This is a genomic window from Micromonospora sp. NPDC001898, from assembly GCF_042891255.1.
Lineage (GTDB): Bacteria > Actinomycetota > Actinomycetes > Mycobacteriales > Micromonosporaceae > Micromonospora.
The window spans coordinates 129,540-155,066 of the sequence record NZ_JBIATC010000004.1 but is presented as its reverse complement, the minus strand read 5'-3'; the positions used below and the strand labels follow the sequence as shown (position 1 = coordinate 155,066).

The window sequence follows — 25,527 nt, the reverse complement described above, 5'->3', positions numbered from 1 at the left end:
CTTGCGGCCAGCCGGGTCACGAGTCGGAGCCTTCCAGGGCCATCCGGACCAGACCGGCGACGTCCAGTTCGCGGATTTCGGCCTCCGGCGCGGCCGGGCCGGCCACCGGCGCGCCCGCGACCGGTCCGGCCGCGCGGGCCAGCTGGAGCAGCTGGTCGAGCAGCCCGGCCTGGCGTAGCTGGTCCAGCGGGATCGCGGCCAGCACCCGGCGGACGGACTCCTCGTCGCCGTCGTCGCCGGCCGCCGCCCCCGCACCGGGGAAGAGCTCCTCGTAGAGGTGGTCGGCCAGGCCGGCCGGGGTCGGGTAGTCGAAGACGACCGTGGTGGGCAGCTCGTGCCCGGTCGCCGCGGTGAGCAGGTTGCGCAGTTCCACGGCGGTCAGCGAGTCGAAGCCGAGGTCGAGGAAGCCCCGGTCGGTCTCGATCACGTCGGCGGAGGAGTGGCCGAGCACCTTCGCCGCGTCCACCCGCACCATCTCCAGCAGCGCCGCCCGCCGTTCCTCGCCGGGCAGCGCGCGCATCCCGGCGAGCAGGTCCCGGGTGGCCGGCGCGGCCGGGGCGGGGCCGTCGGCGGCGGTCTCCGTCAGGGCCCGCACGGCCGGCAGGTCGGCCAGCAGCGGGCTGGGCCGCAGCGCGGTGAACAACGGCTGGAAGGTGGCCCAGTCGACGTCGGCGACGGTGACGCAGACGTCCCCGGCGGCGAGGGCGTGCCGCAGGCCGGCCATCGCCACGCCCGGCGGCATCACCCGCAGGCCACGGCGGCGCAGCTGCTCCGGCGCGTCGTCGGCGAACATGCCCGACTCGGTCCACGGCCCCCACGCCACCGAGGTGGCCGGCAGGCCCCGGCCGCGCCGCCGCTCGGCCAGCGCGTCCAGGTACGCGTTGCCGGCGGCGTACGCGCCCTGCCCGCCGCTGCCCCACACCGCCGCGATCGACGAGAAGAGCACGAACGCGTCCAGCTCGACGCCGTCGAGCAACTCGTCGAGCAACTCGGCGCCGGCCAGCTTCGGGGCGATGACGTACGCGAGGTCCTCCAGGGTGGTGTCGGCCAGCGGCACCACCTCGCTGACCCCGGCGGCGTGCACCACCGCGCGCAGCGGCGGGCCCTCCCGCCGCAGCTCGGCGACGAGGTCGGTCATGGCGGCCCGGTCGGCGGCGTCGCACCGCGCCACCCGGGCGGAGACGCCGAGGGCATCCAGCTCGGCGAGCAGCTCGGCCGTGCCGGGGGTGTCGGCACCACGTCGGCTGGTCAGCACCACCCGCTCCGCGCCGGCGCCGGCCGCCCAGCGGGCCACGTGCCCGCCGAGCGCCCCGGTACCGCCGGTGATCAGCACGGTGCCCCGGGGTTGCCACGGCGCGGGCTCCCCGGCGGTGACGGCCGGGGCGAGCCGGCGGACCAGCACCCCGGAGTCGCGGACGGCGAGCTGGTCCTCCCCCACACCGCCGGTGAGGATGCCGCCGAACCGCATCGCCGTCCAGCTCTCCAGGGTGGCGGGCAGGTCGACCAGCCCGGCCCAGCGGGCGGGCTGCTCCAGCGCGGCCACCCGGCCCAGCCCCCACAGCATCGCCTGGCGGGGGTTGACCGGCACGTCGCCGTCGCCGACGCCGACCGCGCCCTGGGTGACGCACCACAGCCGGGCCGCCGCGACGGTGTCGGTGAGCTCCTGGAGGAGCTGCACGGTCGCGGCGAGGCCACGGGGCAGCACCGGGTGCTCGGCGTGCGGGCCGTCGTCCAGGCCGAGGAAGGACAGGATCGACAGCGTCCCGTCGGCCCCGGCGAGCGCCTCGCCGAGCACGTCGGCGAGCTGGCCGCCCAGCTCGTCGGGGTCGGCGGCGGTGTCGATGGGCACGGTCGTCACGTCGCCGCCGAGGGTCCAGGTGCAGGCGTTCAGATCCGGGTCGTCGGCCCGGTCGGCGGGCAGCAGCACCAGCCAGGGGCCGGCGTCCTGCTCCGTCGGCGTGCCGGCCAGCGGCTCCCAGACCGCCCGGTACCGGGCACCGTCCACGAGCGAGCGTTCCCGGCCGCGCCGCCGCCACGCGGACAGGGCCGGCAGCACCGCCCCGAACGGCTGGTCGCGGTCCACGTCCAGCTCGCGGGTCAGCGAATCGAAGTCCTCGGCCTCGACGGCCGCCCAGAACCGGCGCTCGACCTCGGTGCTGTCGTCCTCGGCGGAGACGAGGGCGGACCAGTCCGGTGGCTCCGGCCAGTAGCGCTGCCGGTCGAACACGTACGTGGGCAGGTCCGTCGGCTGGGCACCGGTGCCCTCGTACAGGACGGACCAGTCCGGGGAGACGCCGTGGGTGTGCAGCGCGGCGACGGCCCGGAGCAGGGCGGCCGGCTCCGGCCGGTCCCGGCGCAGCGTCGGCACGACCAGCGGGGACCGGCCGCCGGCCGGGGCACCCTCGGCGAGGACTGCCTGGGTGAGGGCGGTGAGCACCCCGTCCGGGCCGATCTCGACGTACCCGGTGCAGCCCTGGGCCCGCAGGGCCGTGACGGCGTCGGCGAAGCGCACGGCGTCGCGGGCGTGTCGCACCCAGTACGCCGGGCTGGCCAGCTCCGCCGGATCGACCACCGCGCCGGTGACCGTGGAGACCATCGGCACGGTCGGGGTCCGCTGCTCCAGCCGGGCGGCGACGGCGGCGAGGTCGTCGAGCACCGGGTCCATCAGCGGGCTGTGGAAGGCGTGGCTGACGGTCAGCCGCCGGATGCGTACGCCTCGGGCCGACCACTCGGCGGCCAGCTCCTCGACGGCGTCGCCGGCCCCGGACAGCACCACGGCGGCAGGGCCGTTGACGGCGGCGACGGAGACCCGGTCGGCGCGGTCGCCGAGCGAGGCCAGCACGTCGGCCTCGGCGGCGGCGACCGCGAGCATCGCCCCGCCGTCCGGCAGCGCCTGCATGAGCCGGCCCCGGGCGGCGACCAGCTCGGCGGCCTCGGTCAGGCTGAGCAGCCCGGCGGCGTGGGCGGCGGCGAACTCGCCGATGGAGTGCCCGGCGACCGCGTCGGGGCGCACGCCCCACGCCCGCAGCAGCCGGAACAGCGCCACCTCGACGGCGAACAGCGCCGGCTGGGTGTATTCGGTGCGGTCCAGCAGCTCCGCGTCGGCGGTGCCGGGCGAGGCGAACAGCACCGGCCGCAGCGGTCCCGGCAGGTGCGGGTCGAGGGCGGCGCAGACCTCGTCGAGGGCGGCGGCGAAGGCCGGGAACGCGGCGGCCAGCTCGCGGCCCATCCCGGCCCGCTGCGCGCCCTGCCCGGAGAACAGGTACGCCACCTTCGGCCGTGGCGCGACCGCGCCGGTGACCACCAGCGGCGACTCCTCGCCGGAGCCGAGGGCACGCAGCCCGGTGCGCAGCGCGATCCGGTCGGTGGCGAGGACGACGGCCCGGTGCTCCAGGGCGGCCCGGGACACCACGGACGACCAGCCGACGTCGAGCATCGGCGGCGCCTCCGGCCCGGTGACCTGGTCGGCCCACGGACCCGCCTGCGCGGCCAGCGCGGACGCGGTACGCGCCGACAGCAGCACCGGCACCACCGGCAGCCGGTCCGGGTCCCCGGCCGGCTCGGCCGGTACGGGCAGCTCGGGGGCCTGCTCCAGGATGGTGTGCGCGTTGGTGCCGCTGATCCCGAAGGAGGAGACGGCGGCCCGCCGGGGGCGGCCGGTGACCGGCCAGGTCCGGCCCTCGTCGAGCAGCTCGACCGCGCCGACGCTCCAGTCCACCTGGTCGGTCGGCTCGTCGACGTGCAGGGTCTGCGGCAGGTAGCCGTACCGCAGGGCCAGGACCATCTTGATGATGCCGGCGACCCCGGCGGCGGCCTGGGTGTGCCCGATGTTGGACTTGATCGAGCCGAGCCAGAGCGGCTGGTCGGCCGGCCGGTCCCGCCCGTACGTGGCGAGCAGGGCCTGCGCCTCGATCGGATCGCCGAGCTTGGTGCCGGTGCCGTGCGCCTCGACGGCGTCCACCTCGGCCGGGGTGAGGCCGGCGTTGGCCAGGGCCTGCCGGATCACCCGCTGCTGCGAGGGGCCGTTCGGGGCGGTGAGGCCGTTGGACGCGCCGTCCTGGTTGACGGCGCTGCCCCGGATCACCGCGAGCACGGGGTGGCCGTTGCGCTGGGCGTCGGAGAGCCGCTCGACCAGCAGCACGCCGAGGCCCTCGCCCCAGCTCGTGCCGTCGGCGGCGGAGGCGAACGCCTTGACCCGGCTGTCCGGGGCCAGGCCCCGCTGCCGGCTGAAGCCGACGAACACCCCGGGGGTGGACATCACGGTTACGCCGCTGACGAGGGCGAGGGAGCACTCCGCCTGGCGCAGCGCCTGGCAGGCCCAGTGCAGCGCGACCAGCGACGAGGAGCAGGCGGTGTCCACCGAGACGGCGGGCCCCTCCAGCCCGAGGGTGTACGACACCCGGCCGGAGAGCACGCTGCCGGCGTTGCCGGTCATCAGGTGTCCCTCGGCGCCCTCGGCGCTGTACATCAGGTTCCGGTAGTCCTGGTAGTTGGTGCCGACGAAGACGCCGGTGGGGCTGCCCCGCAGCGCCTGCGGGTCGATCCCGGCCCGCTCGATGGCCTCCCAGGACGCCTCCAGCAGCAGCCGCTGCTGCGGGTCCATGGCCAGGGCCTCGCGGGGGCTGATGCCGAAGAACCCGGCGTCGAAGTCGGCGACCCCGGTGACGAAGCCGCCCTCCCGGGCGTAGCTGGTGCCCTCGTTCTCCGGGTCGGAGTCGAACAGCCGGTCGAGGTCCCAGCCCCGGTCGGTGGGGAACTCGCCGATCGCGTCGCCGCCGGCGGCGAGGAGCTGCCACAGCCGCTCCGGGTCGTCCGCCCCGCCGGGGAGGCGGCAGCTCATCGCCACGATGGCGATCGGGTCGTCGTCGACGGCCACGGCGGGTGCGGCGGGCGCGGTCACGGCCGGGACGACCCCGGTGAGCAGCTCGTCCAGGTGCGCGGCGAGCACCGTCGGGTTCGGGTAGTCGAAGGCGAGCGTCGCCGGCAGCCGCAGGTCGGTGGCGGAGGCCAGGAAGTTGCGCATGTCCACCGCGGTCAGCGAGTCCAGGCCCAGGTCCCGGAAGGGCCGGGTGGCCGGGATGTCGTCGGCCGCGCCGTAGCCCAGCGCGGTCGCCGCGCACTGGCGGACCAGTTCCAGCAACGCCTCGGCGCGCTCCGCCGGGGTGAGCACGGCGAGCCGGCGGGCCAGCGCCCCGGACGGGGCGGCCGGCTCCTCCTCGGTGGCCTGCGGCGTGGTCTCCCGGGCCGCCTCGCGCACCTCGGCGAGGTCGCCGATCAGCGGGCTGGGCCGGACCAGGGTGAAGGCGGGGGCGAACCGGCCCCAGTCGATGTCGGCGATCAGCGTGCTGGTCTCGCCCCGGCGCAGCGCCCGGGCCAGGGCCTCGACGGCCAGGTCCGGATCCATGCCGACCATGCCGCCCCGGCGCAGCCGCTGCTGGGCGCGCTCGTTCTCGGCGGGCAGGCCCGCGCCGCTCCACGCTCCCCAGGCCACCGAGAGGGCGGGCAGGCCCTCGGCCCGGCGCCGCTCGGCGAGGGCGTCGAGGAAGGCGTTCGCGGCGCCGTACGCGCCCTGCCCGGCGTTGCCGGTGGTGCCGGCGACCGAGGAGAACAGCACGAAGGCGTCCAGGTCCAGGTCGCGGGTCAGCTCGTCCAGGTGGACGGCGGCGGCGCACTTGGGGGCGGCGACGGTGTGCAGGCGCTGCGGGGTGACGGTGTCCACGATGCCGTCGTCGAGGACGGCGGCGGTGTGCAGCACGGCGCTCACCGGGACGTCCCCGTCGACGGTGGCCAGCAGGTCGGCGAGCTGCGCCCGGTCGGTCACGTCGCAGGCCGCGACGGTGACCCGTACGCCGAGGTCGGTCAGCTCCGCCTCCAGTTCGGCGGCACCCGGGGCGTCCGGGCCGCGCCGGCTGGCCAGCAGGACGTGCGCGGCGCCGGAGCGGGCCGCCCAGCGGGCCAGGTGCCCGCCCAGACCGCCGGTGCCACCGGTGATCAGCACGGTGTCGCGCATCCGCCAGCCGTCGTCCGCCGGCTCGCCGGACGCGGTCGGCTCGGGCTCGGTGATCCGGGCGAGCCGGCGGGCGAAGACCCCGGAGTCGCGGACGGCGAGTTGGTCCTCGCCGCCGTTGTCGCCGAGCGCCGCGCAGAGCCGCACCCCCGTCCAGGGGTCGAGGACGTCCGGCAGGTCGACCAGGCCGGCCCAGCGGCCGGGGTGTTCGAGGGCGACCGCGCGGCCGAGGCCCCAGACGGCGGCGGCGGCCGGGCTCGGCGCCGGGTCCTCGGCGTCGACGGCGACGGCCCGCCGGGTGGCGCACCACAGCGGCGCCTCGACGTCGAGCGACCCGAGCGCCTGCACGAGCAGGGCCGTCCCGGTGACGCCCAGCGTGGTGGCGGAATGTTCGGGGTGCGCCCGCTCGTCGAGGCCGAGCAGCGACAGCACCGAGGCGGGGCCCTCGTCGGGCAGCGCGGCGCGCAGCAGGTCGGCCAGCGCCGCCGCGTCGGCGGTGGTGTCCACCTCGACGGGTACGGCGTCCACGCCGACGCTGCCGAGCGCGGAGAGCACGTCCTGGACCAGCGGGTCCTCGCCAAGCCCGTCGGGAACCGGGACCAGCCAGGTGCCGGCGAGCCGGTCCAGGGGCAGGTCGGGCAGGGCGTCCCAGGTGACCCGGTAGCGCCACCGGCCGATGTCCGGCTCGTCGTCGGCGCGGGCGAGGAAGAGCGACGGCGCGGGCCAGTACCGGTGGTGGTCGAAGGCGTACGTGGGCAGGTCGACGGTGGCCGTGGCGGCGAGCACGTTCGCGAGGTCGACGGGCAGGCCGATGGCGTGCGCGCTGGCCAGGTTCGTCAGCAGCCGGGTCGCGTCGTCGTCGCCCCGGCGCAGGCTGCCCAGGGTGTGTCCGGTGGTTCCGGTGTCGTCGAGGATCGCCGTGACCGGCATCGTCAGCACCGGATGCGGACTGATCTCCACGAACGTGGTGTGGCCGGCGGCGATCGCGACCCGCACGGCCGCGTCGAACTGCACGGTCTGCCGCAGGTTGTCGTACCAGTACTGCGCGCCCATGGAGGCCGGATCGACCCAGTCCTCGGTCAACGTCGACACGAGGCGGACGTCGCCGGCCTGCGGGGACACGTCGGCCAGGTCCGCCCGCAACTGCTCCGCGACCTCCTGCACCGACGCCGAATGCGACGCGTAGTCCACCGGAATCAACCGGGCCCGGAGCCCCTCGTCGGCGCAAGCCTGCACCAGGTCCGCCACCGGCTGCGGCGGACCCGAGACGACCACGGTCCCGGGCCCGTTGACCGCCGCCACCCCGACACCCGGGAACTGCGCGAGGCGGGCGGTCACCGCATCAGCCGACAGGTCCACCGACGCCATGGCCCCCGTACCCCGCAACACCGCGAGGGCCCGCGAACGCAGGGCAACCGTCTTCGCCGCATCGTCCAGCGACAGGATCCCCGCCACACACGCCGCACCGATCTCACCCTGCGAGTGACCGACCACCGCCTGCGGGGTGACGCCCGCGTGCCGCCACACCGCCGCCAGGGCGATGCCGACCGCCCACAGCACCGGCTGCACCACCTCGACCCGCTCCAACCACGACTCGTCATCACCGGTGAGCACCGCGACGAGATCCATATCGAGGTACGGAGCCAGGGCACGCTGACACTCCGCCAGCCGCGCGTCGAACACCGGCGTCCGGCCGACCAGGCCGGCCGCCATCCGCGCCGACTGCGCACCCTGACCCGGGAACACGAACACCGGGCCCGCGCCCGGAGCCGCCGCCGCGCCGGAGACCGCGTTGCCGGCCGGCGCCCCCGCGCCCAGGGCGTCCAGGCCGGCCAGCAGCTCGTCGACGGTAGAACCGACCACGGCGGCCCGGTGGTCGAACGTCGACCGGGTCGCCGTCAGGGACCAGCCCACCGCCGCCGGGTCGAGACCGTCACGCTCCCGCACGTACGACGCCAAGCGGGCGGCCTGACCGGCGAGGGCGGCCCTGGACCGGGCCGACACCGGCCACACCGTCACGCCCGCGTCGACCAAACCCGGCGCACTCGTGGGGACGGCGAAAAGCTCGACCGGCTCGTCGTCGGCCTGCTCGATGATCACGTGCGCGTTGGTGCCGGAGATGCCGAAGGAGGAGACGGCGGCCCGCCGGGCCCGGCCCGTCTCGGGCCACGGCCGCGCCTCGGTGGTCAGTTCCACCGCGCCGGCCGTCCAGTCGATGTGCGAGGACGGCTCGTCGACGTGCAGGGTGGCGGGCACGATCCCGTGCCGCATGGCCAGCACCATCTTGATCACACCGGCGACACCGGCCGCGGCCTGGGCGTGGCCGATGTTCGACTTCACCGAGCCGAGCAGCAACGGACCGGTGTCGCCCCGGTCCTGCCCGTACGTGGCCAGCAGCGCCTGTGCCTCGATCGGGTCGCCCAGCTTGGTGCCCGTGCCGTGCGCCTCGACCACGTCCACGTCGGCCGTGGACAGCCGGGCCGAGGCGAGGGCCTGGCTGATCACCCGCTGCTGCGCCGGCCCGTTCGGCGCGGTCAGCCCGTTGGACGCGCCGTCCTGGTTGACGGCGGAGCCCCGGACCACCGCGAGGACGGGGTGGCCGTTGCGGCGGGCGTCCGACAGCCGCTCGACCATCAGCCAGCCGACGCCCTCGGAGAACCCGGCGCCGTCGGCGGCGGCGGCGAAGGACCGGCACCGCCCGTCCGGGGAGAGGGCGCGCTGCCGGCTGGAGCCGATGAAGAGGCCGGGGGTGGCCATCACGGTCACCCCGCCGGCCAGGGCCAGGTCGCACTCCCCCGCCCGGAGCGCCTGCACCGCGAGGTGCAGCGCCACCAGCGACGACGAGCAGGCCGTGTCGATGGAGACCGCCGGACCCTCCAGCCCGAGGGTGTACGACACCCGGCCGGACGCGACGGCCGCCGCGCCCCCGGTCATCGAGTGCCCCTCGTCGCCGTCGGGCGACATCATCAGCAGGGTGCCGTAGTCCTGCCCGTTGGTGCCGACGAACACCCCGGTCCGGCTGCCGCGCAGGGTGGCCGGGTCGATCCCGGCGGCCTCGACCGCCTCCCAGGACGTCTCCAGCAGCAGCCGCTGCTGCGGGTCCATGGTGAGCGCCTCGCGGGGCGAGATGCCGAAGAAGGCGGAGTCGAAGTCCCCGGCCCCGTCGATGAACCCACCCTCCCGGGCGTACGAGGTGCCCGGGTTGTCGGGGTCGGGGTGGTAGAGCCGTTCCAGGTCCCAGCCCCGATCGGCGGGGAAGGGGGCGACAGCGTCCCGGCCGTCCCGCAGCAGCTCCCACAGCTCGTCGGGGTTGCGCACCCCGCCGGGCAGCCGGCAGCTCATCGCCACGATCGCCACCGGCTCCAGTTCCTGGGACTGGACCTCGCTGAGTCGGCGGCGGGTGTCGTGGAGATCAGCCATGACCCGCTTGAGGTAGTCGCGGAGCTTGTCTTCATTGGCCATCGGGGTGCCGCTTCCTCGGGAGGGACGGGAGAGAGCCGGAGCGAGGTCAGGAAATGCCGAGGTCCTTGTCCACCATCGCGAACAGTTCGTCGTCGGTGGCGTCGTCGAGGTGCCGGCCGATGTTGTCGCCGCCGCTGGCCTGGCCGAGCCGGGAGAGCATCGCCTGGAGCCGTACGGTGGCCCGCACCCGCGCCGCCTCGTCGCGCGCCACCACGTCGAGGCTGTCGGCGATCCGGTCGAGGTCGTCGAGGAGGGCCGTCGGGGTGACCACGTCGGCGTGGGCGACCTCGGCGAACAGGTACTCCGCCAGCGTCGTCGGGGTCGGGTAGTCGAAGACCAGGGTGACCGGCAGGGCCACCCCGGTGGCCGAGCCGAGGCGGTTGCGCAGCTCGACCGCGGTGACGGAGTCGAAGCCCAGCTCCCGGAACGCCCGGTGCTCGTCCACCGACTCGGCGGACGCGTAGTTGAGCACGGCGGCGACCTGGCTGCGCACCAGACCGAGCAGCACGGCGAGCCGCTCGGCGGCGGGCAGCCCGGCGAGCCGGTCCTGCAACGTCTCCGGGCCGTCACCGGCCTCCACGCCGGCGACCGTCTCGGCCGTGGCGAGCCGGCGGACGTCCGGCAGGTCGCCGATCAGCGGACCCGGCCGGGTGGCGGTGAACGCGACGGCGAACCGCTCCCAGGCGATGTCGGCGATGGTGAGGAACCCCTCGCTGTGGTCCACGGCCTGGTGCAGCGCGGCGATGGCCGCCTCGGGGGTCATCTCGGGTACGCCGTGCCGGTGCAGCAGCTCGCCGAGCGGCCCGTCGGCCATGCCGCCGCCGGCCCAGGCGCCCCAGGCGATGGAGGTGGCGGGCAGGCCGAGGCCGCGCCGGTGCTGGGCGAGCGCATCGAGGAACGCGTTGCTCGGGGCGTAGTTGCCGACGCCGGAGCTGGCCACGCTGCCCGCGAAGGACGAGAACATGATGAACGCGGACAGGTCCAGGTCGAGGGTCAGCTCGTGCAGGTTGTACGCGACGTCGACCTTGGCCTGGAGCACCCGCTCGATCTGCTCCGGCCGGATGTCGTTGATCATCGCGTCGTCCAGCACGGCGGAGGCGTGCACGACCGTGGTGAGCGGGTACTCGGCGGGGATCGCGTCGATCAGATCGGCCAGCGCGTCCCGGTCGGAGGCGTCGCACTCGACCACGGCGGCCTGGGCGCCCAGCTCGGTGAGGTCGTCAACGAGCTGCTGCGCGCCCGGCGCGGCCATGCCCCGCCGGCTGACGACGAGGATGTTCTCCACGCCGCTGCGGGCCAGCCAGCGGGCGGCGTGCCCGCCGAGCGCGCCGGTGCCGCCGGTGACCAGCGCCGTGCCGAACGGCTGCCACGGGTTCGTGGGCTGGCTGTCGCCGAGCGGGACCCGGGTGAGCCGGCGGGCGAGGACGCTGCCGGGGCGTACCGCGATCTGGTCCTCCTCCCCGGCGGTGGTGAGGGCCGCGACCAGCAGGCCGGCGGAGCGCTCGTCGACGGCCTCGGGAAGGTCCACGAGGCCACCCCAGCGCTGCGGGTGTTCCAGCGCGGCGACCCGGCCGAAGCCCCAGACCAGCGACTGCACCGGGGAGCGCAGCAGGTCGGCTCGGCCGACGGACGCGGCGCCGGAGGTGATGCTCCACATCGGGGCACGCAGGCCGAGGTCGCCGAGGGCCTGGAACAGCGCGACGGTGGCGGCGAAGCCGCCCGGCACGGACGGGTACAGCGGGTGGACCAGCTCGTCGAAGGCGAGCAGCGAGACCACGCCGGCCACCTCGACGGCCTCGCCGTCGCCGCCCGGCGCGGCGGCGAGCGCCTCCCGCAGCAGCTTGCCGAGCAGGTCGCGGTCGACGTCGGGGGTGGAGACGGGCACCGGAACGAGGGTCGCGCCGGCCCCGGTGAGCGCCTCGACGCAGGCGTCCTGCCAGGGCTCGACGATGTCGCCGGTCGGCATGACGACGACCCAGGTGCCGGTCATGCCCCGATTGGCGACGCCGGGCAGCGGCTTCCAGGTGTCCTGGTAGCGCCAGCTGTCGATGTCGGACTGCCGGCGCCGCTGCCGACGCCACGAGGTGAGCAGCGGCAGGGCCGGGAGCAACGCGTCGAAGGCCTGGTCCACCGGGGTATCCTCGGTGGCGATGGTCTCGGCGAGGGCGGTGAGGTCGCCGCGTTCCACGGCGGCCCAGAAACTGGCGTCGCTCGGGTCGGCCGCCGCTTGGAGCAGGCTCTCCAGGTCGGGGCCGCCGCTGCCGTCCAGCCAGAACCGCTGGTAGTCGAAGGCGTACGTGGGCAGCGGTGCCGCGTCGGTTCCGGGCAGGACGTCGGTCAGGTCGACGGGCAGGCCGATGGCGTGCGCGGTCGCCAGGTTCGTCAGCAACCGGGTCGCGTCGTCGTCACCGCGACGCAGGCTACCCAGGGTGTGCCCAGCCGTGCCGGCGTCGTCCAGGATCGCCGTCACCGGCATCGTCAGCACCGGATGCGGACTGATCTCCACAAACGTCGAGTGCCCCGCCGCGATCGCGACCCGGACGGCCGCGTCGAACTGCACGGTCTGCCGCAGGTTGTCGTACCAGTACTGCGCGCCCATGGAGGTCGGATCGACCCAGTCCCCGGTCAACGTCGACACGAGCCGGGTGTGACCGGCCTGCGGGGCCACGTCGGCCAGGTCCGCCCGCAACTGCTCCGCGACCTCCTGCACCGACGCCGAATGCGACGCGTAGTCCACCGGGATCAGCCTTGCCCGCAGCCCCTCGTCCGTGCACGCCTGCACCAGGTCAGCGACGGGCTGCGGCGGACCGGACACCACGACCGTGGCCGGGCCGTTGACCGCCGCCACCCCGACACCCGGGAAGGCGGCCAGGCGGGCGGTCACCGCGTCGGCGGACAGGTCCACCGACGCCATCGCCCCCGTACCCCGCAACACCGCCAGAGCACGCGAACGCAGGGCAACCGTCCGCGCCGCGTCGTCCAGGGACAGGATCCCGGCCACGCACGCCGCACCGATCTCACCCTGCGAGTGACCGACCACGGCGTCCGGAACGACGCCGGCCGCGCGCCAGACGGCGGCGAGGGCGATGCCGACGGCCCACAGCACCGGCTGCACGACCTCGACCCGGTCCAACCACGACTCGTCGTCGCCGGTGAGCACCGCGACGAGATCCACGTCCAGGTACGGGGCCAGGGCCCGCTGGCACTCGGCGAGCCTCGCGTCGAACACGGGGGCCCGGCCGACGAGGCCGGCGGCCATCCGCGCCGACTGGGCGCCCTGGCCGGGGAAGACGAACACGGGACCGGCGCCGGAGCCGGTTACCGTGCCGGTGACGAGGTTGCCGGCCGGCTGGCCGGCGGCCAGGGCGTCCAGCCCGGCCAGCAGCTCCTCGGCGCCCGCGCCGACCACTGCGGCGCGGTGGTCGAACGTGGACCGGGTGGTGGCCAGGGCCCAGCCGACCGCCGCCGGGGCGAGGTCGCCGTGGTCGCGCACGTGCCGCGCGAGCCGGGCGGCCTGGCCGGCGAGGGCTGCCTTCGACCGGGCCGACACCGGCCAGATCGTCACGTCGGAGCCGATCAGGCCGGGCCGGTACGCGGGCTCGACGGCGGTTGCCTCGACGGCCTCCTCCCCGTCGACGGTGTCCGGGCCGGCGACGCGGGGCCGGTACTCCTCCAGGATCACGTGCGCGTTGGTGCCGCTCACCCCGAACGAGGAGACGCCGCCGCGACGGGGGCGGTCCAGCTCCGGCCACGGCTTCGACTCGGTGAGCAGCGACACCGCCCCGGCAGTCCAGTCCACGTGCTGGGACGGCTCGTCGACGTGCAGGGTCTCCGGCATGACGCCGTTGCGCAGCGCCATCACCATCTTGACCAGCCCGGCGACGCCGGCGGCGCTCTGGGTGTGGCCGATGTTCGACTTCACCGAGCCGAGCCACAGCGGCCGGTCGGCGGGGCGGTCCTGCCCGTACGTGGCGATGAGCGCCTGCGCCTCGATCGGGTCACCGAGGGTGGTGCCGGTGCCGTGGGCCTCCACCATGTCGACGTCGGCGGTGCCGAGCCGGGCGTTGGCCAGGGCCTGCCGGATGACCCGCTGCTGGGAGGGGCCGTTCGGGGCGGTGAGCCCGTTGGACGCGCCGTCCTGGTTAAGGGCGCTGCCCCGGATCACGGCGAGGACCGGGTGGCCGTTGCGCTCGGCGTCGGCGAGCCGCTCCACGACGAGCACGCCGCCGCCCTCGCCCCAGCCGGTGCCGTCGGCGCCCGCGGCGAACGCCTTGCACCGGCCGTCGACGGACATGCCGCGCTGCCGGGAGAAGACGACGAAGACGCCGGGGGTGGCCATCACGGTGACGCCGCCGGCGATGGCGAGGTCGCACTCGCCCCGGCGCAGCGCGTTCACGGCGAGGTGCAGGGCGACGAGGGACGACGAGCAGGCGGTGTCCACCGTGACGGCCGGGCCGTTGAGGCCGAGGGTGAACGAGATCCGGCCGGACGCGACGCTGGTGGTGTTGCCGGTGCCGAGGTACATGTCGACGCCCTCGGGCACGTTCGGCAGCCCGATGCCGTAGTTGGAGGTGCTCAGCCCGACGAAGACGCCGGTGGAACTGCCGCGCAGCGACAGCGGGTCGATGCCGGCCCGCTCGACCGCCTCCCAGGACGTCTCCAGCAGCAGCCGCTGCTGCGGGTCCATGGCCAGGGCCTCGCGCGGCGAGATGCCGAACAGGGTCGGGTCGAAGTCACCGGCACCGTCGAGGAACCCGCCGACCCGGGTGTAGCTCTTGCCCGGCTTGTTCGGGTCGGGGTCGTAGAGCGATTCCAGGTCCCAGCCCCGGTCGCCCGGGAACTCGGTGAGGGCGTCCCGGCCGTCGGCGACGAGGTCCCACAGGTCCTCCGGCGTCCGGACGCCACCGGGGAAGCGGCAGCTCATCGAGACGATGGCCAGGGGCTCCTGGTCGCGCGCCTCGACGGTCTGCAGCTTGCGCCTGGTGTCGTGCAGGTCGGCGGTGACCCGCTTGAGGAAGTACCGCAGCTTGTCGTCGCTCATCGGGTCACACCTGCCTCGATCCGGAAGTCGGTCATCTCAGGAGATTCCAAACTCTTTGCTGATGAAGTCGAAGATCTCGTCGTCGCTGGCCGAGTCGAGGTCGGGCCGGTCCTCGGCGGCGGGCCCGGCGGCCAGGTCGGACGCCTTGGCGAGCAGGTCCTGCATCCGGGCGGTGAACCGGTCCCGGGCCACCGGGTCGAGCGGGATGGAGTTGAGCAGGCTCTCCACGGTGTCGATGCCCTGGAAGATGGGCTGGGTGGAGGGCGCGGAGTCGGCGGCGATCTCGCTGGTCAGTTTCTCGGCCAGCGCGGTCGGCGTCGGGTAGTCGAAGACCAGCGTCGCCGGCAGCCGCAGCCCGGACAGGGCGTTGAGCCGGTTGCGCAGGTCCACGGCGGTGAGCGAGTCGAAGCCCAGGTCGGTGAAGAGCCGGCCGGGGTCGACCGCGTCGGCGCCGGCGTGGCCGAGGACGGCGGCGATGTTGGCCCGGACCACGTCGAGCACCACCTTCAGCCGTTCCGGGCCGGCCAGTCCGGCGAGTCGCTGGCCGAGCGACACCCCGCCGGCACGGGCGCCGGTGGCGTCGACGGAGCGGCGCAGCGGCACCCGGACCAGGGCGCGGAGCATCGGCGCGAGGGTGCCGGACTCCGCCTGACCCCGCAGCGTCCCGACGTCCAGCCGCATCGGTACGACCGCCGCGGCGTCCAGCCGCCAGGCGGCGTCGAACAGGTCCAGCGCCTGCGCGGTGGCCAGGCCGGCGGCGCCCTGCTCGGTGATGCGCCGCACGTCGGCGTCGGCGAGGTGACCCGTCATGCCGCTGGCCTGCTCCCACAGGCCCCACGCGAGGGAGATGCCGGCGAGCCCCCGGGCCCGGCGGTGCGCGGCGAGGGCGTCGAGGAAGGCGTTGGCCGCCGCGTAGTTGGACTGGCCGGCGCTGCCCAGCGTGGCCGCCGCCGAGGAGAACAGCACGAACGCCGCGAGGCCCAGCCCTTCGGTGAGCCGGTGCAGGTGCCAGGCCGCGTCGATCTTCGGCACGGCCACCGCGTCGACGCGGTCGGGGGTCATCGACTCCAGCACCCCGTCGTCGAGGACGCCGGCGGCGTGCACCACGGCGGTGAGCGGGTGCGCGGCGGGGATCCCGGCGAGCAGCGCCGCCAGGGCGTCCGGGTCGGCGGCGTCGCAGGCGGCGACGGTCACCTCCGTACCGGCCTCGGCGAGTTCGGCGACCAGGTCGGCGATCCCCTCGGCCGCCGCGCCGCGCCGGCCGGCGAGCAGCAGGTGCCGCACGCCGTGCGTGGTGGCGAGGTGCCGGGCCAGGATCCGGCCGAGCACGCCGGTGCCGCCGGTGATCAGCACGGTGCCGTCGGGGTCGATGCCGCCGGGCAGCGGCTCCGTCCCGGCCGGGACCCGCCCGAGGCGCGGGGTGCGGACCTGCCCGGCCCGCACGGCGAGCTGCGGCTCGCCGGAGGCGATCGCGGCGGCCAGGGCGGCCCGGCTGTCCGGCGCGTCGTCGAGGTCGACGAGCTGCAACCGGTCGGGGTGTTCGAGCTGGGCGGTGCGCAGCAGGCCCCACACGGGGGCCTGGCGCAGGTTGACCGCCGGCTGCTCCCCCGCCGCGACCGCGTCGCGGGTGACCAGCACGAGCCGGGATCCGGCGAACCGGTCGTCGGCGAGCCAGGTCCGCAACGCCGCGAGGGTACGGTGCGTCGTGGCCCGCGCCTGCGCGGCGAGGGCCGGGTCCGCGTCGTCGTCGGCGCCGCCGACCGGGACGACGACCGCCTCCGGCGCGGGCTCGCCCCCGGCGAGCAGGTCGCCGAGGGAGTCCAGGTCGATGTCGGCGCGCACCCGCGCGCCCGCCGACTCGCAGGCGGCGCTGAGGGCCAGGTCGTCGCCGCCGAGCACCACCCAGCGGGTGGCCGCCGGGACCGGGCCGGTGGGCACCGGCAGCGCCGGCCAGTCCACCTGGAACAGCGACTCGTGCCGGCCGGAGCGGGCCGCGCCCAGGGAGTCGCCGGAGACCCGCCGCATGATCAGCGAGTCGACGTGCAGCACCGGCGCGCCGGTGGCGTCGGCCACCTGGAAGGCCACCCCGACCTCGCCGGCCGCGGCGACCCGGACCCGCAGGGCGGTGGCCCCGGCGGCGAGCAGGGAGACCCCGGTCCAGGCGAACGGCAGCCGGGGCGCGGTGGCGTCGGCGCCGTCGCCCATCCGGCCGAGGAAGCCGCCGATCGACATGGCCTGCAACGCGCCGTCGAGCAGCGCCGGGTGCACGCCGAACCGGCCCGCCTCGGCGTGGTGGTCGGCGGGCAGTTCGACCTCGGCGAAGACCTCGTCGCCGCGGGTCCACGCGGCGCGCAGGCCGCGGAACGCCGGGCCGTACCCGAAGACGGTCGCCTCGATGCCGGAGTAGAAGTCGTCGGACTCGACGCGGGTCGCGCCGGGCGGCGGCCACACCCCCAGGTCGAAGGCGGGCGCGTCGGCCGGCTGCGGGGCGAGCAGGCCGGTGGCGTGGCAGGTCCAGGCCACGTCGGCGAGGATCTCGTCCGAGCCGTCCCGGTAGGGCCGGGAGTAGAGCTGCACGCCGCGCCGGCCGTCGTCGTCGCGCTCGCCGACCGAGAGCTGCACCTGTAGGGAGCCCAGCTCGGGCAGGACCAGCGGGGCGAGCAGGGTCAGCTCCTCCACCGTCGGGCAGCCGGCCTGCTCGCCTGCGTACGTCGCCAGCTCCACGAACGCGGTGCCGGGCAGCAGGATGTTGTTCATCACCCGGTGCTCGCCGAGCCACGGGTGGGTACGCACCGACAGCCGTCCGGTGAACACCATCCGCTCGCTGTCGGGGAAGGTGAGGGCGGCGCTGAGCAGCGGGTGCCCGGCGTCCTGGAGGCCGGCGGAGGCGACGTCCTGCGCCCGGTGCACGGGCGGGTCCACCCAGAACCGCTGGTGCTCGAAGGCGTAGGTGGGCAGCGGCACCACGTCGGTTCCGGCGAGCACGTTCGTCAGGTCGACGGGCAGGCCGATGGCGTGCGCGGTCGCCAGATTCGTCAGCAACCGGGTCGCGTCGTCGTCACCCCGGCGCAGGCTACCCAGGGTGTGTCCGGTGGTTCCGGTGTCGTCGAGGATCGCCGTGACCGGCATCGTCAACACCGGATGCGGGCTGATCTCCACGAACGTGGTGTGGCCGGCGGCGATCGCGACCCGGACGGCGGCGTCGAACTGCACCGTCCGCCGCAGGTTGTCGTACCAGTACTGCGCGCCCATGGAGGCCGGATCGACCCAGTCCCCGGTCAACGTCGACACCAACCGGACGTCGCCGGCCTGCGGGGCCACGTCCACCAGGTCCGCCCGCAACTGCTCCGCGACCTCCTGCACCGACGCCGAATGCGACGCGTAGTCCACCGGAATCAACCGGGCCCGGATGCCTTCGGCCTGGCACGCCTCCACGAGGTCCGCCACCGGCTGCGGCGGACCGGAGACGACCACGGTGGCCGGACCGTTCACCGCCGCGACACCCACACCGGGAAACGCGCCCAGCCGTTCGGTCACCGCATCGGCGGACAGATCCACCGACGCCATCGCCCCCGTACCCCGCAACACCGCCAAAGCACGCGAACGCAGGGCAACCGTCCGCGCCGCGTCGTCCAGCGACAGGATCCCCGCCACACACGCCGCACCGATCTCACCCTGCGAATGACCGACCACCGCCTGCGGGGAGACGCCCGCATGCCGCCACACCGCCGCCAAGGCGATGCCGACCGCCCACAGCACCGGCTGCACCACCTCCACCCGCTCCAACCACGACTCGTCCCCACCCGTCAACACCGCGACGAGATCCACATCCAGGAACGGAGCCAAAGCACGCTGACACTCCGCCAACCGCACGTCGAACACCGGCGTCCGACCCACCAGACCAGCCGCCATCCGCGCCGACTGCGCACCCTGACCCGGGAACACGAACACCGGACCCGCACCGTGACCGGAAGCCGAACCCGTGACCGCGTTGCCGGCCGGCGTACCCGCCGCGAGGGCGTCCAGGCCGGACAGCAGCTCCTCGGCCGTCGAACCGATCACGGCGGCCCGCTGGTCGAAGACGGCGCGCGTGGCCGTCAGGGACCAGCCCACCGCCGCCGCGTCGAGACCGTCGCACTCCCGCACGTACGACGCCAGGCGGGCGGCCTGACCGGCGAGGGCAGCCCTGGACCGGGCCGACACCGGCCACACCGTCACGCCCGAGTCGACCAGGCCCGGCGCACTCGTGGGGACGGCGAAAAGCTCCGCCGGCTCGTCGTCGGCCTGCTCGATGATCACATGTGCGTTGGTGCCGGAGATGCCGAACGACGACACGGCCGCCCGGCGCGGCCGGTCCACGGCCGGCCACGGGGTGGCCTCGGTGACCAGCGAGACGGCACCCGCCGTCCAGTCGATGTGCGGGGACGGCTCGTCGACGTGCAGGGTGGCGGGCACCATCCCGTGCCGGATGGCCTGCACCATCTTGATCACACCGGCGACACCGGCGGCGGCCTGGGCGTGGCCGATGTTGGACTTGATCGAGCCGAGCAGCAACGGCCGGTCGGCGGGCCGGTCCTGCCCGTACGTGGCCAGCAGCGCCTGCGCCTCGATCGGGTCGCCGAGCGTCGTGCCGGTGCCGTGCGCCTCCACCACGTCCACGTCCGCCGTGGACAGTCGCGCCGAGGCGAGGGCCTGCCGGATCACCCGCTGCTGGGAGGGGCCGTTGGGGGCGGTGAGGCCGTTCGACGCGCCGTCGGAGTTGACGGCGGAGGACCGGACCACGGCGAGGACCTGGCGGCCCTGCCGGCGGGCGTCGGAGAGCCGCTGCACAAGGAGCATGCCGACGCCCTCGGACCAGCCGGTCCCGTCCGCCGACGCGGCGAACGACTTGCACCGGCCGTCGGTGGCGAGGCCGCGCTGCCGGGAGAACTCGACGAACGCCGTCGGGGTGGCCATCACCATCACGCCACCGGCGAGGGCCATGTCGCACTCGCCGCGGCGCAGCGCCTGGCCGGCCCAGTGCAGGGCGACCAGGGACGACGAGCAGGCGGTGTCGAGGGAGACCGCCGGCCCCTCCAGGCCGAACGTGTACGCCACCCGGCCGGAGATGACGCTGCTGGTCATCCCGGTCAGCATGTAGCCCTCGGCGGCCTCCGGCGAGTACGCCAGCAGCGAGCCGTAGTCCTGGCCGCTGGTGCCGACGAACACGCCGGTGCTGCTGCCCCGCACGGTGGCCGGGTCGATCCCGGCGGACTCGAAGGACTCCCAGGTGGTCTCCAGCAGCAGCCGCTGCTGCGGGTCCATGGCCAGCGCCTCGCGGGGGCTGATGCCGAAGAAGCCGGGGTCGAACCGGTCGACGCCACCCAGGAAGCCGCCACCCCGGGCGTAGAAGGTGCCGCTGGCGTCCGGGTCGGGGCTGTACAGGGTGTCGAGGTCCCAGCCCCGGTCGGTGGGCAGGTCGGTGATCGCGTCGACGCCGTCGACGACGAGCCGCCACAGGTCGTCGGGCGACCACACCCCGCCGGGCAGCCGGCAGGCCATGCCGATGATGGCGAGGGGCTCGTCGTCGCCGACGGCCACGGTGGCGGTCGTGGGCCGGACCGGCACGGGGGTGCCGGCGATCTCCGTGCCGAGGTGGACGGCCAGGTCGTGCGGGCTCGGGTAGTCGAAGACGAGGGTGGCCGGCAGTCGCATACCGAACGCGTTGTTGAGCCGGTTGCGCATCTCCACGGCGGTGAGCGAGTCGAAGCCGAACTCGCTGAACGCCCGGCGCGGCTCGATCGCGGCCGGGTCGGGGTAGCCGAGCACGGCGGCGGCCTGGCCCCGGACGATCTCGACGAGCGCGGTGACCCGGTCGGCGTCGCCGAGGGCGGCGAGCTGCTGGACCAGGGACGCGCCGGTGCTCACGGCGGCGGCGCGGGCGGGGGTGCGGATCAGCGCCCGGTACAGCGGCGGGATGCTGCCGCCCGCGAACTGCGCCTTCATCGCGGCGAGGTCGAGGCGGGCCGGGACGAGCGCGGCGTCGGGGGTGCGGCAGGCGGCGTCGAAGAGGGCCAGGCCCTCCTCGGCCTCCATGGCGGCGACGCCGGAGCGGGAGATCCGGTTGAGGTGGACGTCGTCCAGCTCGGTGGTCATGCCGCTGCGGTCGGCCCACAGGCCCCAGGCGAGGGTGAGGGCGGCGAGGCCGTGCGCCTTGCGGTGGTGGGCCAGCCCGTCGAGGAACGCGTTGGCGGCGGCGTAGTTGCCCTGGCCGGGACCGCCGGCGGTGGCCGCGAGGGACGAGTACGAGACGAACGCCTTCAGGTCGAGGCCGGCGGTCAGCTCGTGCAGGTTCCAGGCGGCGTCGACCTTGGGCCGCAGCACGCCGTCCATCCGCTCGGGGGTGAGCGAGGAGATGACGCCGTCGTCGCGTACCCCGGCGGCGTGGATGACGGCGGTGAGCGGGTGCTCCGCCGGGATGCCGGCGAGCAGCGCCGCGACCGCGTCCCGGTCGGCGACGTCGCAGGCGGCGACGGTGACGGTCGCGCCCAGCGCCGCCAGCTCGGCGCGGAGCTCGGCGACGCCTTCGGCGGCCAGACCGCGCCGGCTGGTGAGGATCAGGTGCCGGACGCCGTGCACGGTCACCAGATGCCGGCTCATGAGCTGGCCGAGGGTGCCGGTGGCGCCGGTGATCAGCACGGTCCCGTCGCCGTCGAACGGGGCGGCGGGCGGCTCCGCGAGGGCCGGAACCCGGGTGAGCCGGGCCCCGGCGGCTACGCCGGAACGGATCACGACCTGCGGCTCGTCGGTGCCCACGGCCGAGACCAGGGCGGCGGCCGAGCCGGTCGCGTCGTCGACGTCGATCAGCACGAACCGGTCGGGGTTCTCCGACTGGGCGGAGCGGAGCAGGCCGATGACGGCGGGGCCGGTCAGGTCGGTCAGGTCGGCGTCGGCGTCGGTGGCGACGGCGCCCCGGGTGAGCACGACCAGCCGGGAGTCGGCGTACCGGTCGTCGGCGAGGAACCGCTGGAGCACGGCGAGGGCCCGGTGGGTCACCTCGGCGACGGCCCGGGGCACGTCGGTCGACGCGGGCGGGTCGAGGAACGGCACGACCAGCACGCCGGGCGCGTCCGCGCCCTCGTCGAGCGCGGCGGCCAGGGCGGTCAGGTCGGGGTACGCCGCGACGGGCGTACCAGTGGCGGCGACGGCGTCGGCGAGGCCGGCGGCGTCGCCGACGACCGCCCAGCCGGCGGTGGACGGGCCGGCGGGCAGGGCGAGCGGGGCCCACTCGATCCGGAACAGCGACTCGGTGCCGCCGCCCCCGGCGACCCGGAGCTGATCGGCGGAGACGGGCCGCAGCACGAGGGAGCCGACGGAGATGATCGGGGCGCCGGTGACGTCGGCGAGCAGCAGGGAGACGCTGTCGGTGCCGGTGTGCGAGACGCGGACCCGGGCCGCCGCCGCGCCGGCCGCGTGCAGGGCGACGTCGTTCCAGGAGAACGGCAGCCGGCCGTACCCGGGGGGCATGTCCGCGCCGGACGGCTCGCCGGCGGGGGTGGTGAGGCCGAGCGTGTGCAGGGCCGCGTCGAGCAGGGCCGGGTGCAGGCCGTACCCGCCGGCCTCGGCGGCCGGGGTCTCGGGCAGGGCCAGCTCGGCGAACAGGTCGTCGCCGCGCCGCCAGGCGGAGCGCAGCGCGATGAAGGACGGGCCGTAGTCGTAGCCCTGGGCGGCGAGGTTCAGGTACAGGTCGTCGGTGCCGACCTCGGTGGCACCCGGGGGCGGCCAGGCGGTCAGGTCGGACCAGCCCTGCGGGCCGCCCGGGGTCGCCGGTCCGCCGGCCAGCACGCCGCTGGCGTTGCGGGTCCAGGGTCGCTCGCCGGTGCCCTCGGCGGGCTCGCCGTCCGCGGCGGAGTGCAGGGAGACGGTCCGGCAGCCGGTCTCGTCGGCCGGGCCGATCCAGAGCTGAATGTCGACGCCGCCGGTCTCCGGCAGGATCAGCGGCGACTCCAGGGTCAGCTCGCGGACGTGGTCGGCGCCGACGTGCGCGCCGGCCTGGAGGGCCAGCTCGACGAAGCCGGTGCCGGGCAGCAGCACGGTGTCGAAGACGACGTGGTCGGAGATCCACGGGTGGGTGCGCCGGGCCAGCCGCCCGGTGAACAGGAAGCCCTCGGCGTGCGCGACGCCGACGGCGGCACCGAGCAGGGGGTGCTGGGCGGGGCGCAGTCCGACGGCGGTGATGTCACCGGTCCACCCGGCCCCGGCCTCGGGCCAGTACCGCTGGTGCTGGAACGCGTACGTCGGCAGGTCGACCCGCCGCGCGCCGGTCTCGGCGAACCACGGCTGCCAGGTGACGGGGACGCCGTGCACGTGCAGCTCGGCCAGGGCGGCGAGCAGGGCGTGGGGCTCGGGCCGGTCCCTGCGCTGGGCGGCGACGGCGAGCACGCCGTCGTCGCCGGGCAGGACGTCGGCGGCCATCGCGGTCAGCACGCTCTGCGGGCCGACCTCCAGGAACATGCCCGCGCCGGCCGCCCGCAGGGCGGTGACCCCGTCGGCGAACCGGACGGCCTCCCGGACGTGCCGCACCCAGTACTCGGGGGTGCGGATCTCCTCGGCGTCGGCGAGCGCGCCGGTCAGGTTCGACACCACCGGCAGCGTCGGCGCGGCGAAGCTCAGGGTGCCCAGGACGGCCCGGAACTCGGCGAGCATCGGCTCCATCAGCGGGCTGTGGAACGCGTGGCTGACGGTCAACCGGCGGGTACGGGCGCCCCGGCCCCGCCACGCCTGCTCCAGCTCGTCGAGGGCGTCGACCGCGCCGGACACCACGACGGCCGACGGGCCGTTCACGGCCGCGATGCCGACCCGGTCGGTCAGCCCGTCCAAGCTGGCCGCCACGTCCGCCTCCGGCGCGGCCACGGCCAGCATCCCGCCGCCGGCCGGCAGCGCCTGCATCAGCCGGCCCCGCGCCGCCACCAGGGCGCACGCGTCCGCCAGGGACAGCACGCCGGCCACGTGGGCGGCGGTGATCTCGCCGATCGAGTGACCGCCGACCAGGTCCGGCGCGATCCCGAACGACTCGATCAGCCGGAACAGGGCCACCTCGACGGCGAACAGGCCGGCCTGGGTGAACACGGTCTGGTCCAGCAGGCCCGCCTCGGCGGTGCCCGCCTCGGCGAACAGCACCGGCTTCAGCGGCTGCGGCAACAGCGGGTCCAGCCCGGCGCACACCTCGTCCAGCACGGTGGCGAACCCTGGGAAGTACCCGTACAACTCCCGTCCCATGCCGGCGCGTTGCGCGCCCTGGCCGGAGAACAGCACCGCGAGCGTCCCCCGGTCGGCCGCCTGACCCGCGACCACCGTGCCCGACGGATCCCCCGCCGCCAGCGCCCGCAGCCCGGCGATCAGGTCGTCGCGGCCGGTCGCCGGCACCACGGCGCGGCTGTCCAGGGCGGATCGCGAGGTGACCGACGAGAAGGCCACGTCGAGCGGGCTCAGGTCGGGGTCGGCGTCCAGCCAGGCGGCCCACCGGCCGGCCTGCGCGGCGAGCGCGGCGGCGTCCCGGGCCGACACCGGCACCGGCACGACCGGCCGTTCGACGGCCGGCGCGACGGCGGCCGGCGCGGCCTCGACGGCGGGGGCCTGCTCGACGATGATGTGCGCGTTGGTGCCGGACACCCCGAACGACGACACCGCGGAACGGCGCGGCCGGTCCACCGCCGGCCACGGCGTGACCTCGGTGACCAGCTCGACGGCGCCGGCGTCCCAGTCCACCTCGGGGGTCGGGGCGTCCACGTGCAGGGTGGGCGGGACGACGCCGTGCCGCATCGCCAGCACCATCTTGATCACCCCGGCGACGCCGGCGGCGGCCTGGGTGTGCCCGAGGTTCGACTTCACCGAGCCGAGCAGCAGCGGGCCCGAGTCGCCCCGGTCCTGCCCGTACGTGGCCAGTAGTGCCTGCGCCTCGATCGGGTCGCCGAGCCGGGTGCCGGTGCCGTGCGCCTCGACCACGTCCACGCCGCCGGCGGCGAGGCCGGCGTTGGCCAGGGCCTGCTGGATCACCCGCTGCTGGGACGGCCCGTTGGGGGCGCTCAGGCCGTTGGACGCGCCGTCCTGGTTGACGGCGCTGCCCCGCACCACGGCGAGAATCGGGTGGCCGTTGCGCTGGGCGTCCGACAGCCGCTCCAGCAGCAGCACGCCGACGCCCTCGGACCAGGAGGTGCCGTCGGCGGCGGCGGCGAACGCCTTGCACCGGCCGTCCTCGGCGAGGCCGCCCTGTCGGGAGAACTCGACGAAGGCCGCCGGCGTGCACATGGCGGTGACCCCGGCGACGATGGCCAGGGTGCACTCCCGCTGGCGCAACGCCTGACCGGCGAGGTGCAGCGCGACCAGGGACGACGAGCAGGCGGTGTCGATGGTGACCGCCGGGCCCTCCAGCCCGAAGGTGTAGGAGATCCGGCCGGAGACGACGCTGCCGGCGTTGCCGGTCATCAGGTGGCCTTCCAGGCCCTGCGCGGCGCCCATCAGCACGCCGCCGTAGTCCTGGCCGGTGCTGCCGGCGAAGACCCCGGTGCGGCTGCCGCGCAGCGAGTGCGGGTCGATGCCGGCCCGCTCCAGGACCTCCCAGGATGCCTCCAACAGCCACCGCTGCTGCGGGTCCATCGCCAGGGCCTCCCGGGGGGAGATGGCGAAGAAGCCCGGGTCGAAGTCGGCCAGCTCGGGCACGAAGCCGCCCTGCCGGGTGTACGAGGTGCCGACCCGCCCGGGGTCGGCGTCGTACAGCGAGCCGAGGTCCCAGCCCCGGTCGGACGGGAAGTCGGTGATCACGTCCCGGCCGGATGCGACAACCTCCCACAGGTCCTCCGGCGTCCGCACGCCGCCGGGGAAGCGGCAGCTCATGGAGACGATGGCGACCGGTTCCTGCTCGCCGGCCTCCACCTCGCGCAGGCGTTGCCGCACCTGGTGCAGGTCGGCGGTGACCCGCTTGAGGTAGTCGAGAAGCTTCGCCTCGTCAGCCATGGACCGCGCACTCCTTGTGTTGACC

Annotated in this window: 3 protein-coding genes; all 3 read right to left on the bottom strand. The window is 75.5% G+C overall.

The features are described 5' to 3' along the window. Positions 1–16 precede the first annotated feature (16 nt). The 3 genes from ACFYZF_RS11280 to ACFYZF_RS11270 are packed head-to-tail and all read right to left on the bottom strand — an operon-like array spanning position 17 to position 25,502. Complete coding sequence (locus ACFYZF_RS11280) at positions 17–9,469, bottom strand: type I polyketide synthase (RefSeq protein WP_387018504.1); 9,453 nt, start codon at positions 9,467–9,469, stop codon at positions 17–19. Between the two features lie 46 nt (positions 9,470–9,515). Next, positions 9,516–14,495, bottom strand: a complete 4,980-nt coding sequence (locus ACFYZF_RS11275) for a type I polyketide synthase (protein WP_387019307.1) — start codon at positions 14,493–14,495, stop codon at positions 9,516–9,518. A 51-nt stretch (positions 14,496–14,546) separates the two neighbouring features. Further along, entirely contained in the window at positions 14,547–25,502 is a 10,956-nt protein-coding gene (locus tag ACFYZF_RS11270; RefSeq protein WP_387018501.1) for an SDR family NAD(P)-dependent oxidoreductase, read from the bottom strand. Positions 25,503–25,527: the final 25 nt, after the last annotated feature.

Coding starts and splice junctions, on each gene's coding strand:
- ACFYZF_RS11280 (WP_387018504.1), bottom strand. CDS start 9,469: ATGGCCAATGAAGACAAGCTCCGCGACTACCTCAAGCGGGTCATGGCT.
- ACFYZF_RS11270 (WP_387018501.1), bottom strand. CDS start 25,502: ATGGCTGACGAGGCGAAGCTTCTCGACTACCTCAAGCGGGTCACCGCC.